The following is an 18427-nucleotide window of genomic DNA, read 5'->3' as shown; positions in this document are numbered from 1 at the left end:
GTCAGCTCCGCTTACGGTTGGCGGGTGTTGGACGTACACCGGCTGCGGCTGCTGCGCGAACTCGCGATGCGCGGCACCATCGCCGCCGTCGCCGAAGCCCTCTCCTACAGCCCGTCGGCCGTGTCGCAGCAACTGTCGGTCCTCGAACGCGAGGTCGGCACCCCGCTGCTCGAACGTGTCGGCCGCGGCGTCCGCCTCACCGCCCCCGCCCAGGTGCTCGTCGGTCACGCCGACGCGATCCTGGCCCGCCTCGAACGGGCCGAGGCCGACGTCGCCGCCAGTCTGACCGAGGTCACCGGCACGCTGCGGGTCGCCACCTTCCAGAGCGCCGCCCTCACGCTGGTCCCGCGCGCCCTGGCCCGGCTCCGCGAGCGGCATCCGGCGCTGCGGATCGAGGTCACCGGCATGGAACCGGAGATCGCCCTGCCGGCCCTGCTCGCCCGCGACCTCGACCTCGTCGTCGCCGAGGACTACCCGGACCGCCCCGCACCCCGCCCACCGGAGCTGCAGCAGGAGGACCTGTGCCGCGACGAGATGCTGCTCGTCCTGCCGGCCGGCACCCGGATCACCCGGCTCGCCGAGCTGGCGGAACACCCGTGGGTGATGGAATCGGTCGGTACGGTCGCCCGGACCTGGTCGACGGCGCTGTGCCGGGCCGCCGGGTTCGAGCCCGACGTGGCACACACCAGCACCGACCTGCTCGTGCAGGCCGCCCTGGTACGCGCCGGCCAGGCCGCGGCGTTCATCCCGGCCCTGGTGCCGGCCGAGTTCACCCCGGACGTCGTACGCCTGCCGATCCCGGACGCCCGCCAGCACCGCCGCATCTTCACCGTCGTACGCGCGGGCAGCGAATCCCACCCGGCGGTGACCGTCATACGCCGGGCTCTGCACGATGCCCTTTCCTGACGTCGTCATCGGCCGCCCGAGAAAGGACTTCAGTTGCGTCGACCTGAGAACATCGACAGCGCCGATTCTGATAGCAGGCAGATTGCCGGACTCGTCCGTTCGAGCTGATGGAACTGCCTCCCATTGCAGCGGAGGTGGCACGTGTCCGGTTCGTGGACCGCCCTTACCGGAAACCTCACCCTGCCGCCGAGCCGTATCTGACCCACTAGCAGGACCACACTCTTGGACGGACGCCAATCGACACATCCGCATCTGACAGTGACGCCTCACGACAATCCAAGCAGCGAACGCAATCACACACAGTAGCACCAGGGCATCCACCCACAGCAGTCCGGCGCCAGCAGACTACTTGCCAGACATAAACCTGACTAACGGGTCACGGTCAGCAATATCAGTCACATCAACTACAGCCATCGCCTCACTCTGATACCGCTCCAGATCGTCGAACCAATTCGGGTAATCGCCTCGACGACTAAACATTCTGACAGTGACTCCTTGCAGCAGGAAATCCTCATCCCCTTCGTCCACCGACACACCCACCGTTGCCATCAAACTGCCGGCCCCCGGAAGTTCGGCAGCATCCTTCAGCATACGGAGAGCAAAGGAGAAACCCCGCACAGCCGCTCTATTCAGATAGGTCGCCCGATCATCCGCGAGGTCAGCCAGAGAACCGTAGACATCATTCACCTCATACTCGTATGTCCCGACTTCCGCAGCATCAATACTGGTGCGCCACCCACTTCCCCACAAGGATTTCAGCAAGATCGCACCGCAAGGGCCGAGCACCCATCCACCCTTTGCTATGAGATCGAGATCAGGTGGCAGCTCGCGACCCACCTTTACGGGTCCACTTTCGAGAACCCTACTCATATGAGAATTCATCCTCACGGCGGCGTTCTCCTCAAATATCGGTAAGCGCGATTGATCGCGCTTTGCGGAATCTGCTTCGCGATCTTACGAGGCAAAACCTCTCCAGTTTCGGAGATCCACTGCCCTGTCGCTTGATGATAGTAATACTTACCTGAGGCCCCCGCCCCATGGGCTGCAGATGAATATTCGCTCCCGGCTGGCCCGGATTCTGGTTCTCGATATCGATGCGGAAGGTCCGATTCGTATCCGTGTAGACAGTTTACTGTTGATGACAGGCGCATCGGGACTACTAGTGAGGCGAGCCGCTGCTGGGCATGAATTATGCACGAGCACCGGCGCGTCACCTGCCAACACATAGTACGCATGCACCACATCAACGGTGAGGTCATGCATCAACTTGTTACCCCTGTAGCGTTTGATCTCTACCACTTTGGCATTGCCAGACGCGGCAGAGGCCAACTCTTCGCCGATCTCCAACTTGCCGGCATCGATCCAAAGTTGGCGGGTTTCACTCCAGAAGGGGTGGTCGCCAGTTGTTTTGATGATAGAAGCCGACTGATCACCATAAGCAATAGTAAGGTCGACCAGGTTGCCATCCTGATTGAGGTGAAGGTGCGTCACAACGCTCGCCGTTGTAACGCCCGTCCCAGGATCGGTCGCGACCACAACGTCACCCACGACCACATCCGCAATATTCTTGGTGCTGCCATCCGCCATCAGCACAGGTGTGTCAGGAGCGAAACTGCGGCCGCTAGGACGCCCGGTCCAGGCCCAGGTACTCTCCCACTCGCTGCTGTAGCCCTCGACACCGCTGACGAAACTAACGCCCTCTGCAACTGCCTATGGGTGAAGTTCGTCGATGCTTTGGTGGGGACCCGTTCGTCGCGGTCAACTACGGGTGGGTACGACGCTGGCGTTGATCGGGCGGCCCCGGCCCCGGTAGGCGCGCATCTTCGCCCGGCTGCCGCAGATGCTCATCGTGCACCAGCGGCTGCGGCCGGCCGGGCTGTGGTCGTAGTAGACCCACCGGCAGTCGTGGGCGCCGCACGCCTTCAGGCGGGGCCAGGTGCGGTCGGCGGCGGCGACGACGATCCGGGCCGCGAGTTCGGCGGTGAGGGCGGACAGGCCGGTGAGGCCGGGCCGTGGCACGGCGCTGGCCTGCCCGGCGGCGTCGATCGAGAGCGTCAGCGGTGCCCCGTCGAGCATCGCGCCGAGGACGGCGAGGCTGGTCGCGGGGACCTCGACGCCGGTGTGTGCCTCGCACACGTCGCGCAGCGCCTCGCGGAGCCTGCGGGCCTCGCCGATGTCGGTTTCGTCGAAGCACACGTCGGTGAGGCCGTGTGCGGCGCAGAGGGCGGCGAGGTCGCCGGCGGCGCCCAGGCTGTCGTGCCCGCCGGCGAGGTCGGCGGTGTTGGCGAAGTCCTGCACGAGGGTGAGCGCGCCGGGTGCCGGTGCGCGGTCGCCTGGCTGCGTCATGACTACACGTTACCGCTGTGGCATCATCATGCGGTAACCGTTACTGGAAGGGGGCCCGCAGGTGGTAACGAAGACCGGCCTGCTGCGCCGCAACCAGGACTTCCGGCGCTTCTGGTTCGGGCACACCGCGTCGGTCGCCGGCACACACATCACCGCCGTGGCGTTGCCGCTGTTGGCGACGCTGACGCTCGACGCGGGCGCGGCCGGGGTCGCCGCCATCGCCACCGCCACCTTCCTGCCGAACCTGCTGCTGTCGCTGTTCGTGGGCCACTGGCTGGAGCTACGCCGGCGCCGGCAGATCATGGTGGTGACCGACATCGTGCGGGCGGTCGCGCTGGCCGCCGTTCCGGCGGCCTACCTGGTCGATCTGCTGTCGGTGCCGTTGCTGGTCGTGGTGGCGTTCGTCGTCGGGGCCGCCAGCGTGGTGTTCGAGCTGGCGAGTTTCGCGTACGTCCCGACGCTGGTCGACGAGGAGGACCTGCCGGCGGCGAACCAGGCGACGCAGGGGTCGACGACGGCGGCGCAGGTGGCCGGGCCGGGACTGGCCGGCGGGCTGGCCCAGCTCGTCGGTCCGGCGATGGCCGTGGCGCTGGACGCGGTCAGCTACGTGCTGAGCGCGTTCGGGGTGGCCGGGGCGCGCCGGCCCGAACCCGCGCCGCCGCCCGTCGAGGGCCGGCGCGGGATCCTGGAGGGCCTGCGGGCGGTCGCGGTCAACCCGTTCCTGCGGTCGCTGGCCACATACGCGGCCGTCTACAACGGGGCGTTCCAGATCCTGACGGTCAACCTGGTCGTCTTCGCGGTCACCGACCGGGGGCTCAACGCCGGCATGTTCGGGCTGGCCCTGTCCGCCGCCGGGGCGGGCGCGTTCGTCGGCACGATGCTGGCGTTGCGACTGACCCGCGGGATCGGATACGGGCGCGGGTTCATCGTCGGCATGGCCCTGTCCTGCGGGTTCCCGCTGTTGATCCCGGTGTTGCCCGGCGATGGCGGGGTGCTGGCCTTCGGCCTGGCCGCCATCCAGTTCGTCAGCGGGATCGGGCTCGGGATCGCCAACGTCCTGTCGGTGACGCTGCGCCAGATCGTGGTGCCGCGCGGTTCGCTGGCCCGCACCAACGCCGGCTACCGGCTGCTGATCTACGGGGTGCTGCCGCTGGGCAGCGCCGCCGGCGGGTTCATCGGCCAGGCCGCCGGCAGCCGGGTCGGGGTCGCCGCCGGCGCGGTCGGTCTGGCGCTGTCGGGCCTGCCGATGCTGACCCGCCGGATGCGGACGATGAAGAGCCCGTACGACGTCAGGCCGCCCGCCCCGCCCACCGCGTCGGCGCCGGTGTCCGACTCCGTCCCCACGAAGGTGACGCCGTGAATCCGCCGCCTACCGTGCGGGGACGATCCTTCCGCTCACTCCGACTCCGGGCTACCGGGACCGCGGCGGTGGCGTCAGGCGGGGACGCGGCAGAGGATCTCGCCGTGCAGGACGGCGAACCAGCCGTCCGGGGCCTCGACCCACTCCCGCCAGCCGTCCGCGATGCGCCGCAGGTCGTCGTCGGTGGCGCCGAGCGCCCGCAGTTGGCGGGCCAGGTCCGAGCGGGTGACCCGCTCGGCCCAGTTTCCGCCCCACCAGCGGCGGTCGTCGGGTTCGGCGAAGCACCAGACGCCGGCGGTGGCGGTCACGTCGGTGAATCCGGCCGCGCGGGCCCACGACAGCAGCCTGCGTCCGGCGTCGGGCTGGGCGCCGTTGGCGCGGGCGGCCCGCCGGTAGAGGTCGAGCCACTGGTCGAGTTCCGGCACCTGCGGAAACCAGGTGAACGCGGCGTAGTCGGCGTCGCGGGCGGCGACGACGCCGCCGGGTCTGGTGACCCGGCGCATCTCGGCCAGCGCCCGGACCGGGTCGGCGACGTGCTGGATGACCTGGTGGGCGTGCACGACGTCGAAGGTGCCGTCGGGGAAGTGCAGGTCGTGTACGTCGGCGACGGCGAAGTCGATGTTCGCCTGGCCGCGGGCGGCGGCTTCACGGCGGGCGAGGTCGAGCGCGGTGTCGGTGATCTCGACGGCGGTGACCCGGCCGGGGGCGACGAGCGCGGCGAGGTCGGCGGTGATGGTGCCGGGGCCGCAGCCGACGTCGAGGACGGAGCTGCCGGGTGTGAGGTGGGGCAGCAGGTAGGCGGCGGAGTTGCCGGCGGTCCGCCACCGGTGGACGCGCAGCACCGACTCGTGGTGGCCGTGGGTGTAGGTGGTCATCGTCGCCCGCCTCTCCTCGTCGAGGTGCCGACGTTAGCCCGCGCTCCCACTTTACGGGAAAGAAGTCCCACATGATGAGTTGGCCGGGAACCTGACGCCCGACCCACGGAGCACTTCCGTGACCACCGCGATCGAGAGGGCGTACGACGGGACGAGCGTGAAAGGCGAGCGGAAAATGACTGGCCATCGGTGGGGAGATGGCGCGATTCCCCATTCCGTTATCTGGATGGCGGGTGCGCGCGACCGCCTTCGGAAGAGTCCTCCTCGGCCCCGAAACGGTTGGCGTGATCGGCCCGCACCGAACCCGGTCCCCGGTTTATCGGGGGACGTGATCGTCGACTATTCCGTCGCCCCTGTTCGGCGGGATCGACGATCTCCCCCGCCCGGGCCCGGTCGATCCGGGTGCGGACGCCGGGTGGGCCGGGATGCGTTGCCCCGTAAGGCTCTCGGGGCCGGCCGGCCCGGATCCGCGCGCACCGGGTCACCCGCCCCGGCACGTGCCGGCGCGACGGTGGTCGGGGGTTCGGCGTAATATCCGCGGAAGTACTTTCCGCACGGTCGGGCAACCATTGTCGACCGTTTACGTCATACAATAGCGGCATGGCTACCCGCCGACCTCGGTCCTCATCTTCAGCAATGCCTACCGGACCTCAACGATCCGGCCCTTCCGTAGCGAAACTGCCTGTCTCGCGAATTCGTCCGGCTTACGTCCAGGTGGCTGACCAACTACGCGAGGCGATAGTCACAGGCTCGCTGCGGCCAGGCGACCGGCTGCCCATCGAGCCGGAGCTGTCGACAATCTTCGGCGTCAGCCGGAGCACGATCCGCGAGGCGCTGCGACTGCTGTCCTCCCAGGACCTGGTGAGCACCAGCCGCGGAATCAACGGGGGCACGTTCGTGATGGCGGCCGACCCTGCCAAGCTGCGCGAATACCTCACCACCCGGCTCGGTCTGCTCAGCGGCGCCCAGGTGATCTCCATACGTGAACTGCTCGAGGCCCGGGAGATGTTCGAGGTTCCGGCGGCCCGGCTCGCGGCCCGGCTGCGCACCGACGACGAACTCGACGAACTGACCGCCTGCGTCGAGGAGGAGACCTTACTCGCCGAACGCGGCGCCGACCTCGAACCGCACCGCGCGTTCCACTCGCTGGTGCTCAAGGCGGCGAAGAACCAGCTCCTGCCGCTCACGGTCGAACCGATCTTCCAGGTGCTGCGCACCCGGTTCCTCCGCCCGGCGGCCCCGGGCCGGTTCTGGCGCGAGACCGCCCACGACCACGCGCAGATCCTGCGGCACATCCGCGCCGGTGACGAGGACGCCGCCGCCACGGCCATGCGGCACCATCTCGAGCAACTCAGCCAGGTCTACGTCGACCCCGGCGTCGAGCCGGTGGCCGAGCCGCTGACCGCACTCGCCTCCCGGCCCGCCGGGGCCGCGCGTTCGGGTGACCGGTACGACCGGCGGCCCGGCCGCCGGTCGTACCCGGTGTCGTGGTGCCCGCCGTCAGCCGGTCACGGCAGGGAGCGCGGCCGGCGGGCGAAGTACACGGTCGCCGGTGGCAGGTTCGCCCAGACGGTGCGACCGGTGACCACCTCTTCGAAGCCGCCCCGCAGCCCGTGCAGGAGCCGGCGGGCGGGTGGCGCCCACCGCGTCCAGGTGTACGCGAACTGGGTCAGGACCCCCTGGGGGGTCAGCACCGACGCCAGCGTGTGCACCAGCGGCGTGCTGCCGTCGTCCGCCGTGTAGGCGAACCACGGCAGGCCGCTGACGATGACGTCGACCCGGTCGATGCCGTACGTGGCGAGGATCTGCGGGAGCTGGCCGGCTTCGCCGCGGGCGACGTGCACCCCGGGAAACCGGTCGGCCAGGTGGTCCGCCATGGTCGGGTTGAGCTCGACGGCCAGGTGCTGGCCGCGCCCGCCGAGCCGGTGGCCGATCGCCCGGGTGAACGCGCCGGTGCCGGGGCCCAGCTCGACCACGACCGGGTCGCCCCGCTCCGGGATCGGCAGGGCCATCTGGTCGGCGAGTGCGGTGCCGCTGGGGGCGACGGCGGCGGTTCGGGTCGGCGCCCGCAGGAACTCGCGCAGGAACAGCGAGCCTTCGGTCTTCGTACTGGTCATGTGACTCCCTGTCGGGCCTACGGTCGGGGGGTGACCGAGGATCGTTCTGTTGCCGGCTCCGCCTGCCGGCGCCACGGCCGACCGTATCCGGTCGCCCGGGAACGGTACGGCGCGTGGCCTGTTGGTGGTGGTTCCAGGTGCGGTTCGGGGCCCCGCCGGCGGATCGGTTTCGGGGCCGGGCCAGGGTGGGGGTGTCCCGACCCGGACGGCCGCAGGGGTGGCGGCCGTCGGGACCGGGTCGGCGGTTGGTGCCTCCGTGGGTGGGTTCCCGACGGTGGTCATTCGGCCGCCGGTCGATGGTAGGTCAGTTCGGCCGTGTAGCTGAGTTCGAGGGCGGCCAATGCCGCGTTGACGATGCTGCCCGAATCGAGGTCGTGCGCCCGGTAGAGGTCGGCGATGGTGCCGGACTGGCCGAACGAGTCGACGCCGAGCGGCACGCAGTGCACGCCGAGCGCGGCACCGAGCCAGGCCATGGCATGTGACGCTCCATCATGGATGGTCACGACGGGGCCGCGGGTGCCGCCGAACGCGGCGCGCAGCGCCCCGGCGGCGCTCGGCGTCGTCGCCGTACGGATGCCCTGGCGCAGGGTCCGCTGCCACGCCGAGTAGAGCCGGTCGGCGCTGGTCACGTCGACGACGTGGGCGGCGACGCCCTCGTTCATCAGCTCGGCCGCCGCGGCGAGCACCTCGGGCAGCACCGCGCCGGAGGCGGCCAGCACCACCGACGGCGCCGGCTCGCCGCCGGGCCGTGACCGCAGGTGCGGGGCGGCCTCGTACGGGTCGAGCAGCCGGTAGGCACCGGCGAGCACCTGCCGGCGCAGTACGACGTCGCCGAGCCGCTGCCGGGCGGCCTCGAACGGGGCCTGGTCGATCGGCCGGGTCGACAGCCGGAAGTAGTACGACGCCGCCTCGGCGGGGGCGGCGGTGGTCGGGGCGTCGCCACCGGCCGCGATGTGCCCGACGGCGTCGCACAGCAGCCAGTCCAGCGCGGTGCCGTACGCGGGCTCGACCAGGGTCACGCCGGGCAGTTCCAGGCCGACGCTGGGGGTGATGGTCGACTGGTGGGCGCCGCCCTCGGGGGCCAGGGTCACCCCGGACGGCGTGCCGGCGACGATGAACCGGGCCCCGGAGTAGACCGAGTAGACGAACGCGTCGAGCCCACGTAGCACGAACGGGTCGTAGACGGTGCCGATGGGGATCAGCGGCTGGTGCGACAGGTCCCAGGCCAGGCCGAGCTGGCCCAGCAGCAGGAAGAGGTTCATCTCGCTGATGCCCAGCTCGATGTGCTGCCCCTTGGGGCTCTCGGTCCACTTCAACGCCGGGTCGACCGACCAGGCGCGCTGCTCGACCGGGTGGAAGACGCCCATCCGGTTGATGAAGCCGGCGAGGTTGGTCGACGTCGCCACGTCGGGTGCGGTGCTGACCAGGTAGGGCGCCAGGTCGGCCTGGCGGGACAGGTCGACCAGCGTACGGCCGAACACCTCCTGCGTCGAGACCGGCTTGCGGCCGGCCCGGCCGGCGCCGGTGGCCTCCGGTACGGTCACCGCCAGCCGCCGCGGCGCCGGTTCGAGCCGCAGCGCCTCCTGCCGCCGGTTGCACCAGATGCCCTCGGCCGACGCGGCGTCGAACCGGTCCCATTCGGTGTCGTCGGCCAGCCCGGTCGCGTCCCGCAGCGCGGCGATCTGCTCGCCGCCGAGCAGTTGGGAGTGGTTGCGCGGGTTGCCGGCGATCGGCAGCCCCCACCCCTTGACCGTGTACGCGAAGATCACGCTCGGCCGGTCGGTGACCCGGTCGCACTCGGCGAACGCGTCCAGCAGGCTGGCCAGGTCGTGCCCGCCGAGGTCGGTGACGGCCGCGAACACCTCCTCGTCGTCCAGGTCGGCGAGCAGGTCGACGACGGCCGCCGGCGCGTCCTCGGTGAAGCGGGCGCGGGCCTGTGCCGGCGTCAGCGCGAACAGCGACTGGTAGTGCTCGTTCGACATCCCCTCGATCCAGCGGCGCAGTGCGTCGCCACCGGGCCGGGCGAACAGTTCGGTGAGCCGGCCGCCGAAGCGCAGTTCGACGACGTGCCAGCCGGCCGCCTGGAACTGCGCCGACCACTGGCCGATCCGCACCCCGGGCACGACCCGGTCCAGCGACTGCCGGTTGAAGTCGACGACCCAGGTGACGTTGCCGAGCCCCTGGGTGGCCGGGTCGGCGATCGCCTCCCAGATGTTGCCCTCGTCGAGTTCGGCGTCGCCGAGCAGGGCGATGAACCGGGCCGGTGGGCGGGGCCCGAAGTGCGCATCGACGTACCGGCGGGTGACCGCGCCGAACAGCGGGGCGGCGGCACCGAGCCCGACCGAGCCGGTGGAGAAGTCGACCCGGTCCGGGTCCTTGGTCCGCGACGGGTACGACTGGAGCCCGCCGTACGCGCGCAGCCGGGTCAGGTAGGAGCGGTCCAGGTTGCCGAGCAGGTAGTTGATGGCGTGCAGCACCGGCGAGGCGTGCGGCTTGACGCTGACCCGGTCGGCGGCGTCGAGGTGGGCGAAGTAGAGGGCGGTCATCAGCGTCACCATCGAGGCGCTGGACGCCTGGTGTCCGCCGACCTTGAGACCCTCGGTGTTCGGCCGCTCACGGTTGGCCGCGTCGACCATCCGGACAGCCAGCCAGAGCACCCGGCGCTGGATCGCGTCGAGGGTGGCCAGGTCCGGTACGGGCTGGGCGGGTGCGGTCGACATCTGTGCTCTTCCCCTTCGACGGTCGGTCGCTGGTGCGGGTCGGTCCGCCGGTCCGGGCCCGCCGGTACTCGTGGTCGGCGGTCGGTGGATCGGCCGGGACAGTCTGACCGAGCGGGCGGCGCGCGTGAAGCCCCCGGGATGTCCGCCCTGCCCGAAGTGCCGGCGCGGGCCGCCCGGCACCGCGCGGGACGGCAGAATGTCCCGCGACGGCACCGTGGCGACCCGGCAGACCGGAGGACCGGCATGCGGTACGGCGGGAAACTCACTCCCGAGCAGTTCCGGCGCATGGTCGACGACCAGCAGCGCGAGATCGCCCGGCACCTGCCGGCGTTGCCGCTCTACGGGCTCGACGGCTGGACAGGTCTCCGGTTCGTCGGCGAGTGCGGTCTGGGCGACGACGTGCCGCGCAGCATCGGCCTGGCACACGGCCGGCCGGGCGGACCGGGCCCGTACGTTCAGGTGGTGACGACGCGGGCGGGTGTTGCGGCGGCGGCGCTCGAGCGGCGGCGGGCGGTGGCGCTCGCGCGCGAGCGGCCGATGTCGGCGGAGGTGTTCGACCGGGTCGACGCCGCGCTGCGGGCGGAGGAGCCCGAGGCGGTCACGATCGTGGTCGACGACGCGCCCCGGGAGTTCACCCGGTGGCGGCACGACGGCGGGTGGATCGCCGAGGCGGTGCTCGGCGACCACCCGGTCGTCGTGGAGGCGACGGGCGTCGGGCCCGACGCGGTCCGGCTGACCCGGGTACGTGACTTCGGGCCGTACCTGGACGGGCGTCGGGCCTTGGTGGACGGCGTGGCCGGCGACGGCTGATCCCGCCGCCGACCACCACTCACCCGCGGCCGGACCTGCCGCCGCGCCCGCCCTTGCCGGGCCGGTTGGTGTTGCCGCCCGGGCGTCCGGAGCGGTTCGGCTGCCCCGCCCTGCCCTGCTGGCCGGCGTTGCCGGGCTGCTTGGGAACCTGGGTCTTCCCGGTCGGACGGGCCGCGACGAGTACGGCGTTGCGCTGCTCCCCGCTGTTCTTGACGTACGTCGGGTGCAGGTGCACCGGCGCGGACCGTTCACGCTTCTGCCGGGACCGGGCCCGCAGGTTGAGGAACTCGACGAAGATCGAGAACGCGATCGGGCCGTACACGTAGCCCTTGGGGATGTGCTGGTCGAGACCTTCGGCGACCAGGCTGGCGCCGATCAGCACCAGGAACGCCAGGGCCAGCATCTTGACCGTCGGGTGCCGGTTGACGAAGTTGCTGACCGCGCTGGCCGACACCAGCATGATGACCATCGCGACGACGACCGCGGCGACCATCACGGCCAGTTCGTCGACCATGCCGACGGCGGTGATGACCGAGTCCAGCGAGAACACGATGTCGAGGACGAGGATCTGGGCGATGACGGAGGCGAAGGAGGCGGCTTTGCCCTTCTTGCCGTGGTCGTCGCCCTCGAGGTGTTCGTGGATCTCGTACGTCGCCTTGGCGACCAGGAACAGACCGCCGATCAACAGGATCAGGTCACGGCCGGAGATCTCCTGCCCGAATACGGTGAACAGCGGTGCGGTCAGCCCGATCACCCAGGACAACGAGGCCAGCAGGAGCAGTCGGGTGATCAGGGCGAGCGCCAGACCGATGGTCCGGGCCCTGGCCCGCTGGTGCTCCGGCAGCCGGCCGGACAGGATCGAGATGAACACGATGTTGTCGATGCCGAGCACGATTTCGAGCAGGAGCAGGGTCGCGAACGCGATCCAGATCTCCGGGCTGGCTAACAGCTCCATTTCGCTCCAATTGTCCAAAGATCAACCGCAGTCAACGCCATAGAGTACGGCCTGAATCCGCGCTTCGCGCGACGGGACGACGCGGCTCGCGGGCGATCACGGCGGCGCGGATCGTACCCAGCACACCGGCCAGGGCAAGGGTGGCCCACCGGAATCACTCGATCAGCGCACTGTGCCGCACATCTATTTACAATCCGTGTTCGCGCGATGACTCTTTGGAGGCAAGCCCAGTGGTGCGGCACCCCCGCCGCACCGGGCAGCCAGGAGGATCATGCGAACCGGCGAAGAGCCTGAGCCGTCCGCGCCCGATTCGCCGTCACTGCGGGTGCAACTGCTCGGTGCGTTCCGGGTACGGCGCGGCGGCACCCCACTGGTCCTGCCGGCGAGCGCCGCCCGGCTGCTGGCCGCACTCGCCCTGCACGACGTCGCCGAACGGCAGGAACTCGCCGGTCGACTGTGGCCGGACACCGTTCAGCGCCGGGCCAACGCCGACCTTCGTACCGCACTGTGGCGGCTGCAGAAGGTCGAGCCCCGGCTGGTGGTCAGCACCCGGCACCTGCTCTCCCTGGCCGACCCGGTGGAGGTCGACGTACGCCTGGTCGAGCGGTGGGCGCTGGCCGCGGTGCGGCCCGGCCGCGACCCGGTCGACCTGGGTACGCCGCCACCGGTCACCACCGTCCGCCCCCTCCTGCCCGGCTTCGACGACGAGTGGGTCGAGCAGCCCCGCGAGCGCCTGCGCCTGCTCCAGGTGCAGGCGTTCGAGTCGACCGCCGCGCAACTGCTGGCCGCCGGGCAGGCCGGGCCGGCGCTGCCGCACATTCTGCGGGCCGTCCAGGCCGACCCGCTGCGGGAGAGCGCCAACCAGTTGCTGATCGAGACCCACCTGCGGCAGGGCAACGTCGCCGACGCACTGCGCCAGTACCACCGCTACCGCGCGTACCTCGCCGACCTGGGGGTCGCGCCCGGCCTGGGCGTCACCAACCTCATCGCCCGACACCTGCCCAGCGGCACCTCCCGCGGCTGACCCACCGCCCCTCCACGCCGCCCCTCCGCGCCGGCCCGCCTGCATCGCGCGTCCGCCCCGGCTGCGGCGCACGCCCGCCCCACTTGCGACGCACGCCCTGCCCCGCCTGCGGCGCACGCCCTGCCCCGCCTGCGGCACGCCCTGCCCCGCCTGCCGCGCACCCCGCCCCGCTTCGTGATCGTCTGCGGTTCAGGCACTTCCGGACCGGCGTGTCGGCCGTCTGAGCCACAAATGATCGAGGTCGACACGAGCCCGGCGCGCCGCCGCCCGAGGTCGCGGTGACGCACCGGTGACATGACGTACGCGCAGGGTTGCCATCGATGCCGGACCCGCCGCGCTCCCGCGCCCCGACGGACGCCGGCCAGGGACGTACGGACGGCATCGCGGTGACGCAGCGGTGACCCGGCGACGGCCGGAACACGGCGGCCGGGCGACGCCGCCGACACGCCCCACCCCGTCTGCTGTCCCCATCGCCCCGACCGGCGGGGCGGCAACCGAAAGGAGCGGTCATGGTCTATTCGACCGGACCGAAGAACATCTCCCTGACCTCGGTGGGCTTCCGCTCGCAGCACGACCCGACGCTCGACCAGCCCGGCGTGATGTCGTACGCGACCGGCGACGCCGGCCTCAACCCGGCGGGCGTGCTGCCGGCGACCCCGCAGGCCTTCGCGGCCGTCGCCGGCACCCGTCCCGCCGGGGACGGCCCGCCGAGCCTGTGGGACCAGCAGGAGGCGTGGCAGAACTCCCTGCTGTTCGCGCAGGACGCCAACTCCGGGCAGAAGCTCACCGACCCGTCCAACCCGGCGTACTGGACCGGCCTGCAGAAGCACCTCGCCCAGTGCGGCTGGACGACGACCAGCTACGAGAGCCTGAAGTGGGACCAGAGCAAGTCCGGCACCTCGATCAACGTCATCGGCATCATGGCCGACATCCTCGGCGCCTACCTCGGCATCACTGCCGGCTCCATCGAGTCGATGTTCGACGCGCTCAGGGACGCCGCCGACCCGGGCGCGACCAACTTCCGCAACGTCTGGTGGCAGTCCGCCTCGGTGCACGAGCACCGGGTGCAGGCCGCGGTCGGGCCGCTGACCATCGACCAGTCGACCGGCATGGCCAAGATCTGGCTCGTCTACTACAGCTTCGACTTCTCGGCCAGCAGCTTCGAGTCGCTGTTCGTCGAGCACGACTCGTCCACCTTCAAGGTCAACTCGTTCGGCGTCCAGCTCGGCCTCGCCTGGGACGGCTGGCTGGCCGTCAAGGACCAGGTCACGGCCGCCACCAGCAAGGTCGCCAAGGACAGCATCGCCAACACCGTACTCGCCGACTGAACCGGAGAAACCAACAATGATCATCACCGTGTGCACCGACGACGACCTCCTCGTCCGCGAGGCCGAGAAGCAGTCCAGGCAGAACCCCCGGGTGTACGGGACCACGTACCGCGTCTTCAGCCAGGTCATCCCCCGGCTCGGCGTCGACGAGGACCTGTTCGTCTCCTCCCACGGCGCGTACGACGGCACCGGCTGGATCTCCCCGCCCCAGCCGGTGATCGGTGACAAGAAGAAGGACCTCTTCCTGACCGCCGGCGACCTGTACGTCAACCTCGAACACCTGCTGCCCGCCGACTACCGGGGCCGGATCTTCGTCTCGGCGTGCGAGTCGGCCGACGCCGGCGGCCCGGCGGCGATGTCCTTCGTGGACCGGCTGGCGACCACCCTCGGCGCGCACGGCCACGGCGGCATCGCCGTGTACGGCCAGCGCGGCTCGGTCGGCATGCGGATCCCGGCGCCGAACGATCCCGGCTGGATCCGCGCCGCGTAACGCCTTCCACTCCCCCGATGAGGTCGGGCACCGGGCCGGCGGGCCCGGTGCCCGACCCGCGTTCACCCGGCGGGCAGATTGGCCAGCAGCCGGGCCGCGGTCTTCTGGGCCCGCTCCAGGTGGGAGACGGTGAGCGTGCCGCGGTGGACGGCGTCGAACGCCAACCGGTTGAGATCCAGGGCGGCCCGCCGGCAGTCCCGGTTGGCCCACCCCTGCGTCGCCGGGTCGTGACCCAGCACGGCCAGGCAGAACCGGAAGTCGCGCAACCGCCGGCCGGGCTTGTGACCGGCCTGCCGGCGGCGCTGGTTGACCGCCTCCAGCCAGTCCGGACCGTGGTACGCGACGAGCCTGCGTTCCAGCAGCGGGGCGACCCTCCGCGCGGCGTCCTCGACCACCACCTCCACCTGGCGGGCGATCGTGACAGCCCGGGTGTCCGGTCCACCGGCTTCCGCTCGACCCGCCGCCTGGGCCGGCGGCGCGGGCGGCGCCACCGGCCCGGGCGCTGCCGGGGCGGGCGCTGCCGGGGCGGGCGCTGCCGCCGACCGAGGATCGTACGCCGGACCCGGCGGAGCTGCCGGGGCCGGCTCCGGGGCCGGGGCGTCGGACCGTGCCGGGCCGGGATGCGGATCGGGGCCGGGGTTCCCGGCCGGGGCGGAACGCGGGCGGGACCGGGGAGCCGGTCCGGGCGGCGGAGCCGGCGGCCGCCGGTTCCGCGGCGGGGTGACCTGCCGGTCGGCCCCCGGCGGTGCCGATGGCTCTCCCCGTACCGCCCGGATCGACCGCCGAATCGGTGCCGTGGCCAGCACGCCGAGCGCGAAGGCGGCGAGCCCGGCCGCGAGCGGCCCCCGCAGGGGATCGCCGGTGTGCGGCACGTTGGCGAGCAGGATCGGGTCGAGCGTGCTCAGCAGCATGGCGAGGGGAACCACGGCCCGTGGCCCACGCCGCCGGGCCGGCCGCCAGCGCCAGGCCAGCCCGAGCGAGGCGATCGGCCAGGCGGCGAACATCGCCAGGTCGGCCTGTGTCGACGGCAGCGGCACCCCCAGGGCGCCGGCGGCGTGCCGGCTGGCCGAGGCGAGCGCGGCCGTACCGATCGCCAGGCCGGCGCCGACGGCCAGCAGCCAGCGGATCCCCAGCCAGGTGTCCGGACCGGTCGGCGGTCTCACGGGGCGTCCGCCCCGTCGTGCGCCGGGTCGGGATCGGCGGGCCGGTCGAGGTCGGCGGCGCCGATGACACGCATGGCGAGCAGCCATTCGCACAACGGACGCCGGGCGTCGCCCTCGCCCTCCAGACCGAGTACGCCGGCGGCGACGAGCTGCTCGCGTACCCGTTCGACCCGGCGGACGACCTGGGTGCGGGTCAGGCCGAGGCGTTCGGCGACCTCGTTGTAGGTGCGCGGGCGCGGGTCGTAGTGCGGGTAGGGGCGCAGGTAGCCGCGGGCCATCGCCACCAGCACGGCCCGCTGGCGCGGGGTGAGCGCCGCCATCTGGTTACGGGTGCTGTGCGGGTCGACGGGGGCCGGCACGGTCGGCTGTTCCGGCGCCGCCGCCGGGGTCAGCACCAGCGCGTACGTCCACGCCTGCCCGGCCACCAGCACCGTCGTGTGTGGATGGTCAACGGCGCGGGAGCTGGACGGCCAGCCGGCGGCGGCGACCGGCAGCGGGGTCGCGAAGCCGTACGCGTCGACGAGGTGCAGGGTCCGTTTCCGGCTCAGGTTGGTGACCTGCCAGCCCCCGTCGTGGTACACCCGCCCGGCGGTACGGCTGATGCCGAGGTCGGTGGCGTCGAGCCGGACGGTGCAGGAGGCGTCCCGCCCGAAGGTCAGCGCCTGCCCCGGCAACAGGGTGTGCCGCTGGTCGTCGATCCGTACGTTCAGTTCGGCGGCCACCGTCGTCACCTGCTCAGCGTCGGGTCGGCGAACGCCGGAGTCGCTCCACACCCGATGTAGTCGCGGTAGGCGTCGGGGATCTCCGCATAGAGTCTCAGCCGCACGCCGTTGGTGACGTCGACCTTGATCGTCTTGATCTCGCTCAGCCGAACCGTGACGCTGGCCCGCTCCACCTGGTCGACGTAGACGGTGAACGTCGCCGAGGCCCCGGTGTCCGAGACGTCGCTGAGCCCGATCCCGCTCTCCAGCAGCGAGTAACCGCGACCGAGGTGGTACTCGGTGTCGAGGTCGCATTCCTCGTAGATGCTCGACGGATACTGCGTGCCGTCGATGTCCACCGGGCCGGTGTCCGGGCCGTACCTTGCCGGCAGCGAGATGAGCAGAACCTTCCCGGGCTGGCCGGCCGGATCCGAACCCCCCGCGGAGTCGCCGCCGGGTTCGGTCTGCGGCGCCTGCTCGCTCGGGGAACCCGCGGTGGCATCGGGGGTGCCGTCCGCCGAGGTGGTGGGGTTGGCCGCCCCCCGGGCGTCCGGACGGCCGGCTGAGCCATCGGACAGCAGGCCCACCACGCCCACCGTGCCGGCAACCAGGACCAGGGCGAGCGCGGCGCCGGCCGCTGCCAGCCACCACGGCCTCGGTCGGCGGTCGTTCCCGGGTCCGACGCCGGCGGGCACCGGGCCGGGCCCGGGAAAGCCGTACGATGCCGATCCCGGCCGGATCGGCGGAAGGCCGGACTGGGACACGTTGGTCGTCGAGGTCTGCGCCCGCAGGTTGCGTACCCATTCCCCGGCCGCCGGCCGGGCGGCCGGGTCGTCGGCGAAGATCCGCAGCGCGTGGTCGAGCAGCGGGGTCGGGCCGAACACGGCGTGCAGACCGGCGGCGCGGGCGTCGGCCGTGGCGGGCGGGTGCGCGCCGGTCAGCAGGAAGTAGGCCAGGCCGCCGAAGGCGTAGCGGTCGGAGGCTGGGCTGTAGGCGCCGTCGCGGAGCACCTCGGGTGCGATGTAGCCCTGGGTGCCGGCCGGCAGGTTGGTGACGTGGCTGCTCATCCGGAACAGTCCGAAGTCGACGAGCACGGCCTGCCCGTCCCGGTTGACGATGACGTTGGCGGGGCTGATGTCGCCGTGGACGACCGGCCGCTGCGACGGGGTGGCCTTTCCGGAGTGCAGCCAGTCGAGTACGTCGGCAATCTGGGTGAGGCAGGTGAAGACGGCCGCCGGCGGGCCGGACTGCCGGGCCGGCCAGTCCCGCAGGTCGGTGCCCTCGATCCAGTTCATCACCAGGTAGAGGGCTGTTTCGGTGGGATCGGCCGCACCGGCGTGGTGCATCCGCGCCCCCTCGAAGGCGGCGTGTACGCCGACGACGCCCGGGTGCCGGATCAGCCGCAACAGGTCGGTCTGCTCGACCCACCGGCTGCGCCAGGCGGCCCGGTCCTCGTGGGCCGCGCGGAGCACCTTGACCGCGACCTTCTCCCGCTCGGCGCCCAGCGCCACGTCGGCCTGCCAGAGTTCCGCCTCACCGCCACCGCCGACCTGCCGCAACAGGCGATATTTGTCCGGCTCCTCAGGAGGGCCGACGAAGAAGTAGGTGGTGCCTTCGGGCATGGTCGCTCCC

At 71.5% G+C, this 18427-nt stretch carries 16 protein-coding genes and 1 pseudogene; 7 read left to right on the top strand and 10 right to left on the bottom strand.

Features of this window, described 5'->3' with window-relative positions; translation table 11 throughout:
* Positions 1-24: 24 nt before the first annotated feature.
* The gene (locus Prubr_RS22860; RefSeq protein ID WP_212816944.1) at positions 25-906 is read left to right on the top strand and encodes a LysR family transcriptional regulator; all 882 of its coding nucleotides are present in this window, start codon (positions 25-27) and stop codon (positions 904-906) included.
* A 345-nt stretch (positions 907-1251) separates the two neighbouring features.
* Here the strand turns inward: Prubr_RS22860 and Prubr_RS22855 are convergent, their stop codons facing one another.
* The 3 genes from Prubr_RS22855 to Prubr_RS22845 form a co-directional block, all read right to left on the bottom strand.
* On the bottom strand, positions 1252-1743 hold the full coding sequence (locus tag Prubr_RS22855; RefSeq protein ID WP_212816943.1) for a hypothetical protein: 492 nt from the start codon (positions 1741-1743) through the stop codon (positions 1252-1254).
* Between the two features lie 180 nt (positions 1744-1923).
* Positions 1924-2493: a polymorphic toxin-type HINT domain-containing protein gene (locus Prubr_RS22850; protein WP_212816942.1), complete on the bottom strand. Its 570-nt coding sequence runs from the start codon at positions 2491-2493 to the stop codon at positions 1924-1926.
* A gap of 171 nt (positions 2494-2664) precedes the next feature.
* The gene (locus tag Prubr_RS22845) at positions 2665-3252 is read right to left on the bottom strand and encodes a CGNR zinc finger domain-containing protein (protein WP_212816941.1); all 588 of its coding nucleotides are present in this window, start codon (positions 3250-3252) and stop codon (positions 2665-2667) included.
* Positions 3253-3313: 61 nt separating this feature from the next.
* Here Prubr_RS22845 and Prubr_RS22840 point away from each other — a divergent pair, with 61 nt between their 5' ends.
* Entirely contained in the window at positions 3314-4612 is a 1299-nt protein-coding gene (locus Prubr_RS22840) for an MFS transporter (protein WP_212816940.1), read from the top strand.
* Positions 4613-4686: 74 nt separating this feature from the next.
* Here Prubr_RS22840 and Prubr_RS22835 read toward each other — a convergent pair whose 3' ends face one another.
* Entirely contained in the window at positions 4687-5487 is an 801-nt protein-coding gene (locus tag Prubr_RS22835) for a methyltransferase domain-containing protein (protein WP_212816939.1), read from the bottom strand.
* A gap of 600 nt (positions 5488-6087) precedes the next feature.
* On the opposite strand from Prubr_RS22835, the pseudogene Prubr_RS37030 reads away from it, so the two are divergent.
* Positions 6088-6822, top strand: a pseudogene (locus Prubr_RS37030) (FadR/GntR family transcriptional regulator); the annotation flags it as partial.
* Between the two features lie 173 nt (positions 6823-6995).
* Here the strand turns inward: Prubr_RS37030 and Prubr_RS37025 are convergent.
* Entirely contained in the window at positions 6996-7604 is a 609-nt protein-coding gene (locus Prubr_RS37025; RefSeq protein ID WP_246567518.1) for a class I SAM-dependent methyltransferase, read from the bottom strand.
* A 278-nt stretch (positions 7605-7882) separates the two neighbouring features.
* Complete coding sequence (locus Prubr_RS22825; protein WP_212816937.1) at positions 7883-10324, bottom strand: transketolase-like TK C-terminal-containing protein; 2442 nt, start codon at positions 10322-10324, stop codon at positions 7883-7885.
* Between the two features lie 243 nt (positions 10325-10567).
* On the opposite strand from Prubr_RS22825, the gene Prubr_RS22820 reads away from it, so the two are divergent.
* Positions 10568-11134 carry a hypothetical protein gene (locus Prubr_RS22820; RefSeq protein ID WP_212816936.1) on the top strand — a complete coding sequence of 189 codons (567 nt, stop codon included), beginning with the start codon at positions 10568-10570 and terminating at the stop codon, positions 11132-11134.
* A 19-nt stretch (positions 11135-11153) separates the two neighbouring features.
* Here the strand turns inward: Prubr_RS22820 and Prubr_RS22815 are convergent, their stop codons facing one another.
* On the bottom strand, positions 11154-12089 hold the full coding sequence (locus tag Prubr_RS22815; RefSeq protein ID WP_246567516.1) for a TerC family protein: 936 nt from the start codon (positions 12087-12089) through the stop codon (positions 11154-11156).
* Between the two features lie 271 nt (positions 12090-12360).
* On the opposite strand from Prubr_RS22815, the gene Prubr_RS22810 reads away from it, so the two are divergent.
* The 3 genes from Prubr_RS22810 (at position 12361) to Prubr_RS22800 (ending at position 14931) form a co-directional block, all read left to right on the top strand.
* Positions 12361-13113, top strand: coding sequence for an AfsR/SARP family transcriptional regulator (locus tag Prubr_RS22810; protein WP_212816935.1), 753 nt, complete (start codon positions 12361-12363; stop codon positions 13111-13113).
* Positions 13114-13622: 509 nt separating this feature from the next.
* Positions 13623-14441 (top strand): hypothetical protein, encoded by an 819-nt coding sequence (locus tag Prubr_RS22805; RefSeq protein WP_212816934.1) that lies wholly within the window; start codon positions 13623-13625, stop codon positions 14439-14441.
* Between the two features lie 16 nt (positions 14442-14457).
* Positions 14458-14931 (top strand): hypothetical protein, encoded by a 474-nt coding sequence (locus Prubr_RS22800; RefSeq protein WP_212816933.1) that lies wholly within the window; start codon positions 14458-14460, stop codon positions 14929-14931.
* A gap of 62 nt (positions 14932-14993) precedes the next feature.
* Here the strand turns inward: Prubr_RS22800 and Prubr_RS22795 are convergent, their stop codons facing one another.
* The 3 genes from Prubr_RS22795 to Prubr_RS22785 are packed head-to-tail and all read right to left on the bottom strand — an operon-like array spanning position 14994 to position 18417.
* Positions 14994-16094: a hypothetical protein gene (locus Prubr_RS22795; protein WP_212816932.1), complete on the bottom strand. Its 1101-nt coding sequence runs from the start codon at positions 16092-16094 to the stop codon at positions 14994-14996.
* Complete coding sequence (locus Prubr_RS22790) at positions 16091-16825, bottom strand: sigma factor-like helix-turn-helix DNA-binding protein (RefSeq protein WP_212816931.1); 735 nt, start codon at positions 16823-16825, stop codon at positions 16091-16093. Before Prubr_RS22790 ends, Prubr_RS22795 begins: the two co-directional genes overlap by 4 nt.
* The gene (locus tag Prubr_RS22785; RefSeq protein ID WP_212816930.1) at positions 16822-18417 is read right to left on the bottom strand and encodes a serine/threonine protein kinase; all 1596 of its coding nucleotides are present in this window, start codon (positions 18415-18417) and stop codon (positions 16822-16824) included. The genes Prubr_RS22790 and Prubr_RS22785 overlap by 4 nt, the downstream gene beginning before the upstream one ends.
* Between the last annotated feature and the right edge of the window lie 10 nt (positions 18418-18427).

The sequence above is a fragment of the Polymorphospora rubra genome (assembly GCF_018324255.1).
In the GTDB taxonomy this organism is placed as follows: domain Bacteria; phylum Actinomycetota; class Actinomycetes; order Mycobacteriales; family Micromonosporaceae; genus Polymorphospora; species Polymorphospora rubra.
Note: the sequence above shows the minus strand (reverse complement) of the source record. Positions and strands in the feature narration are given on the sequence as shown.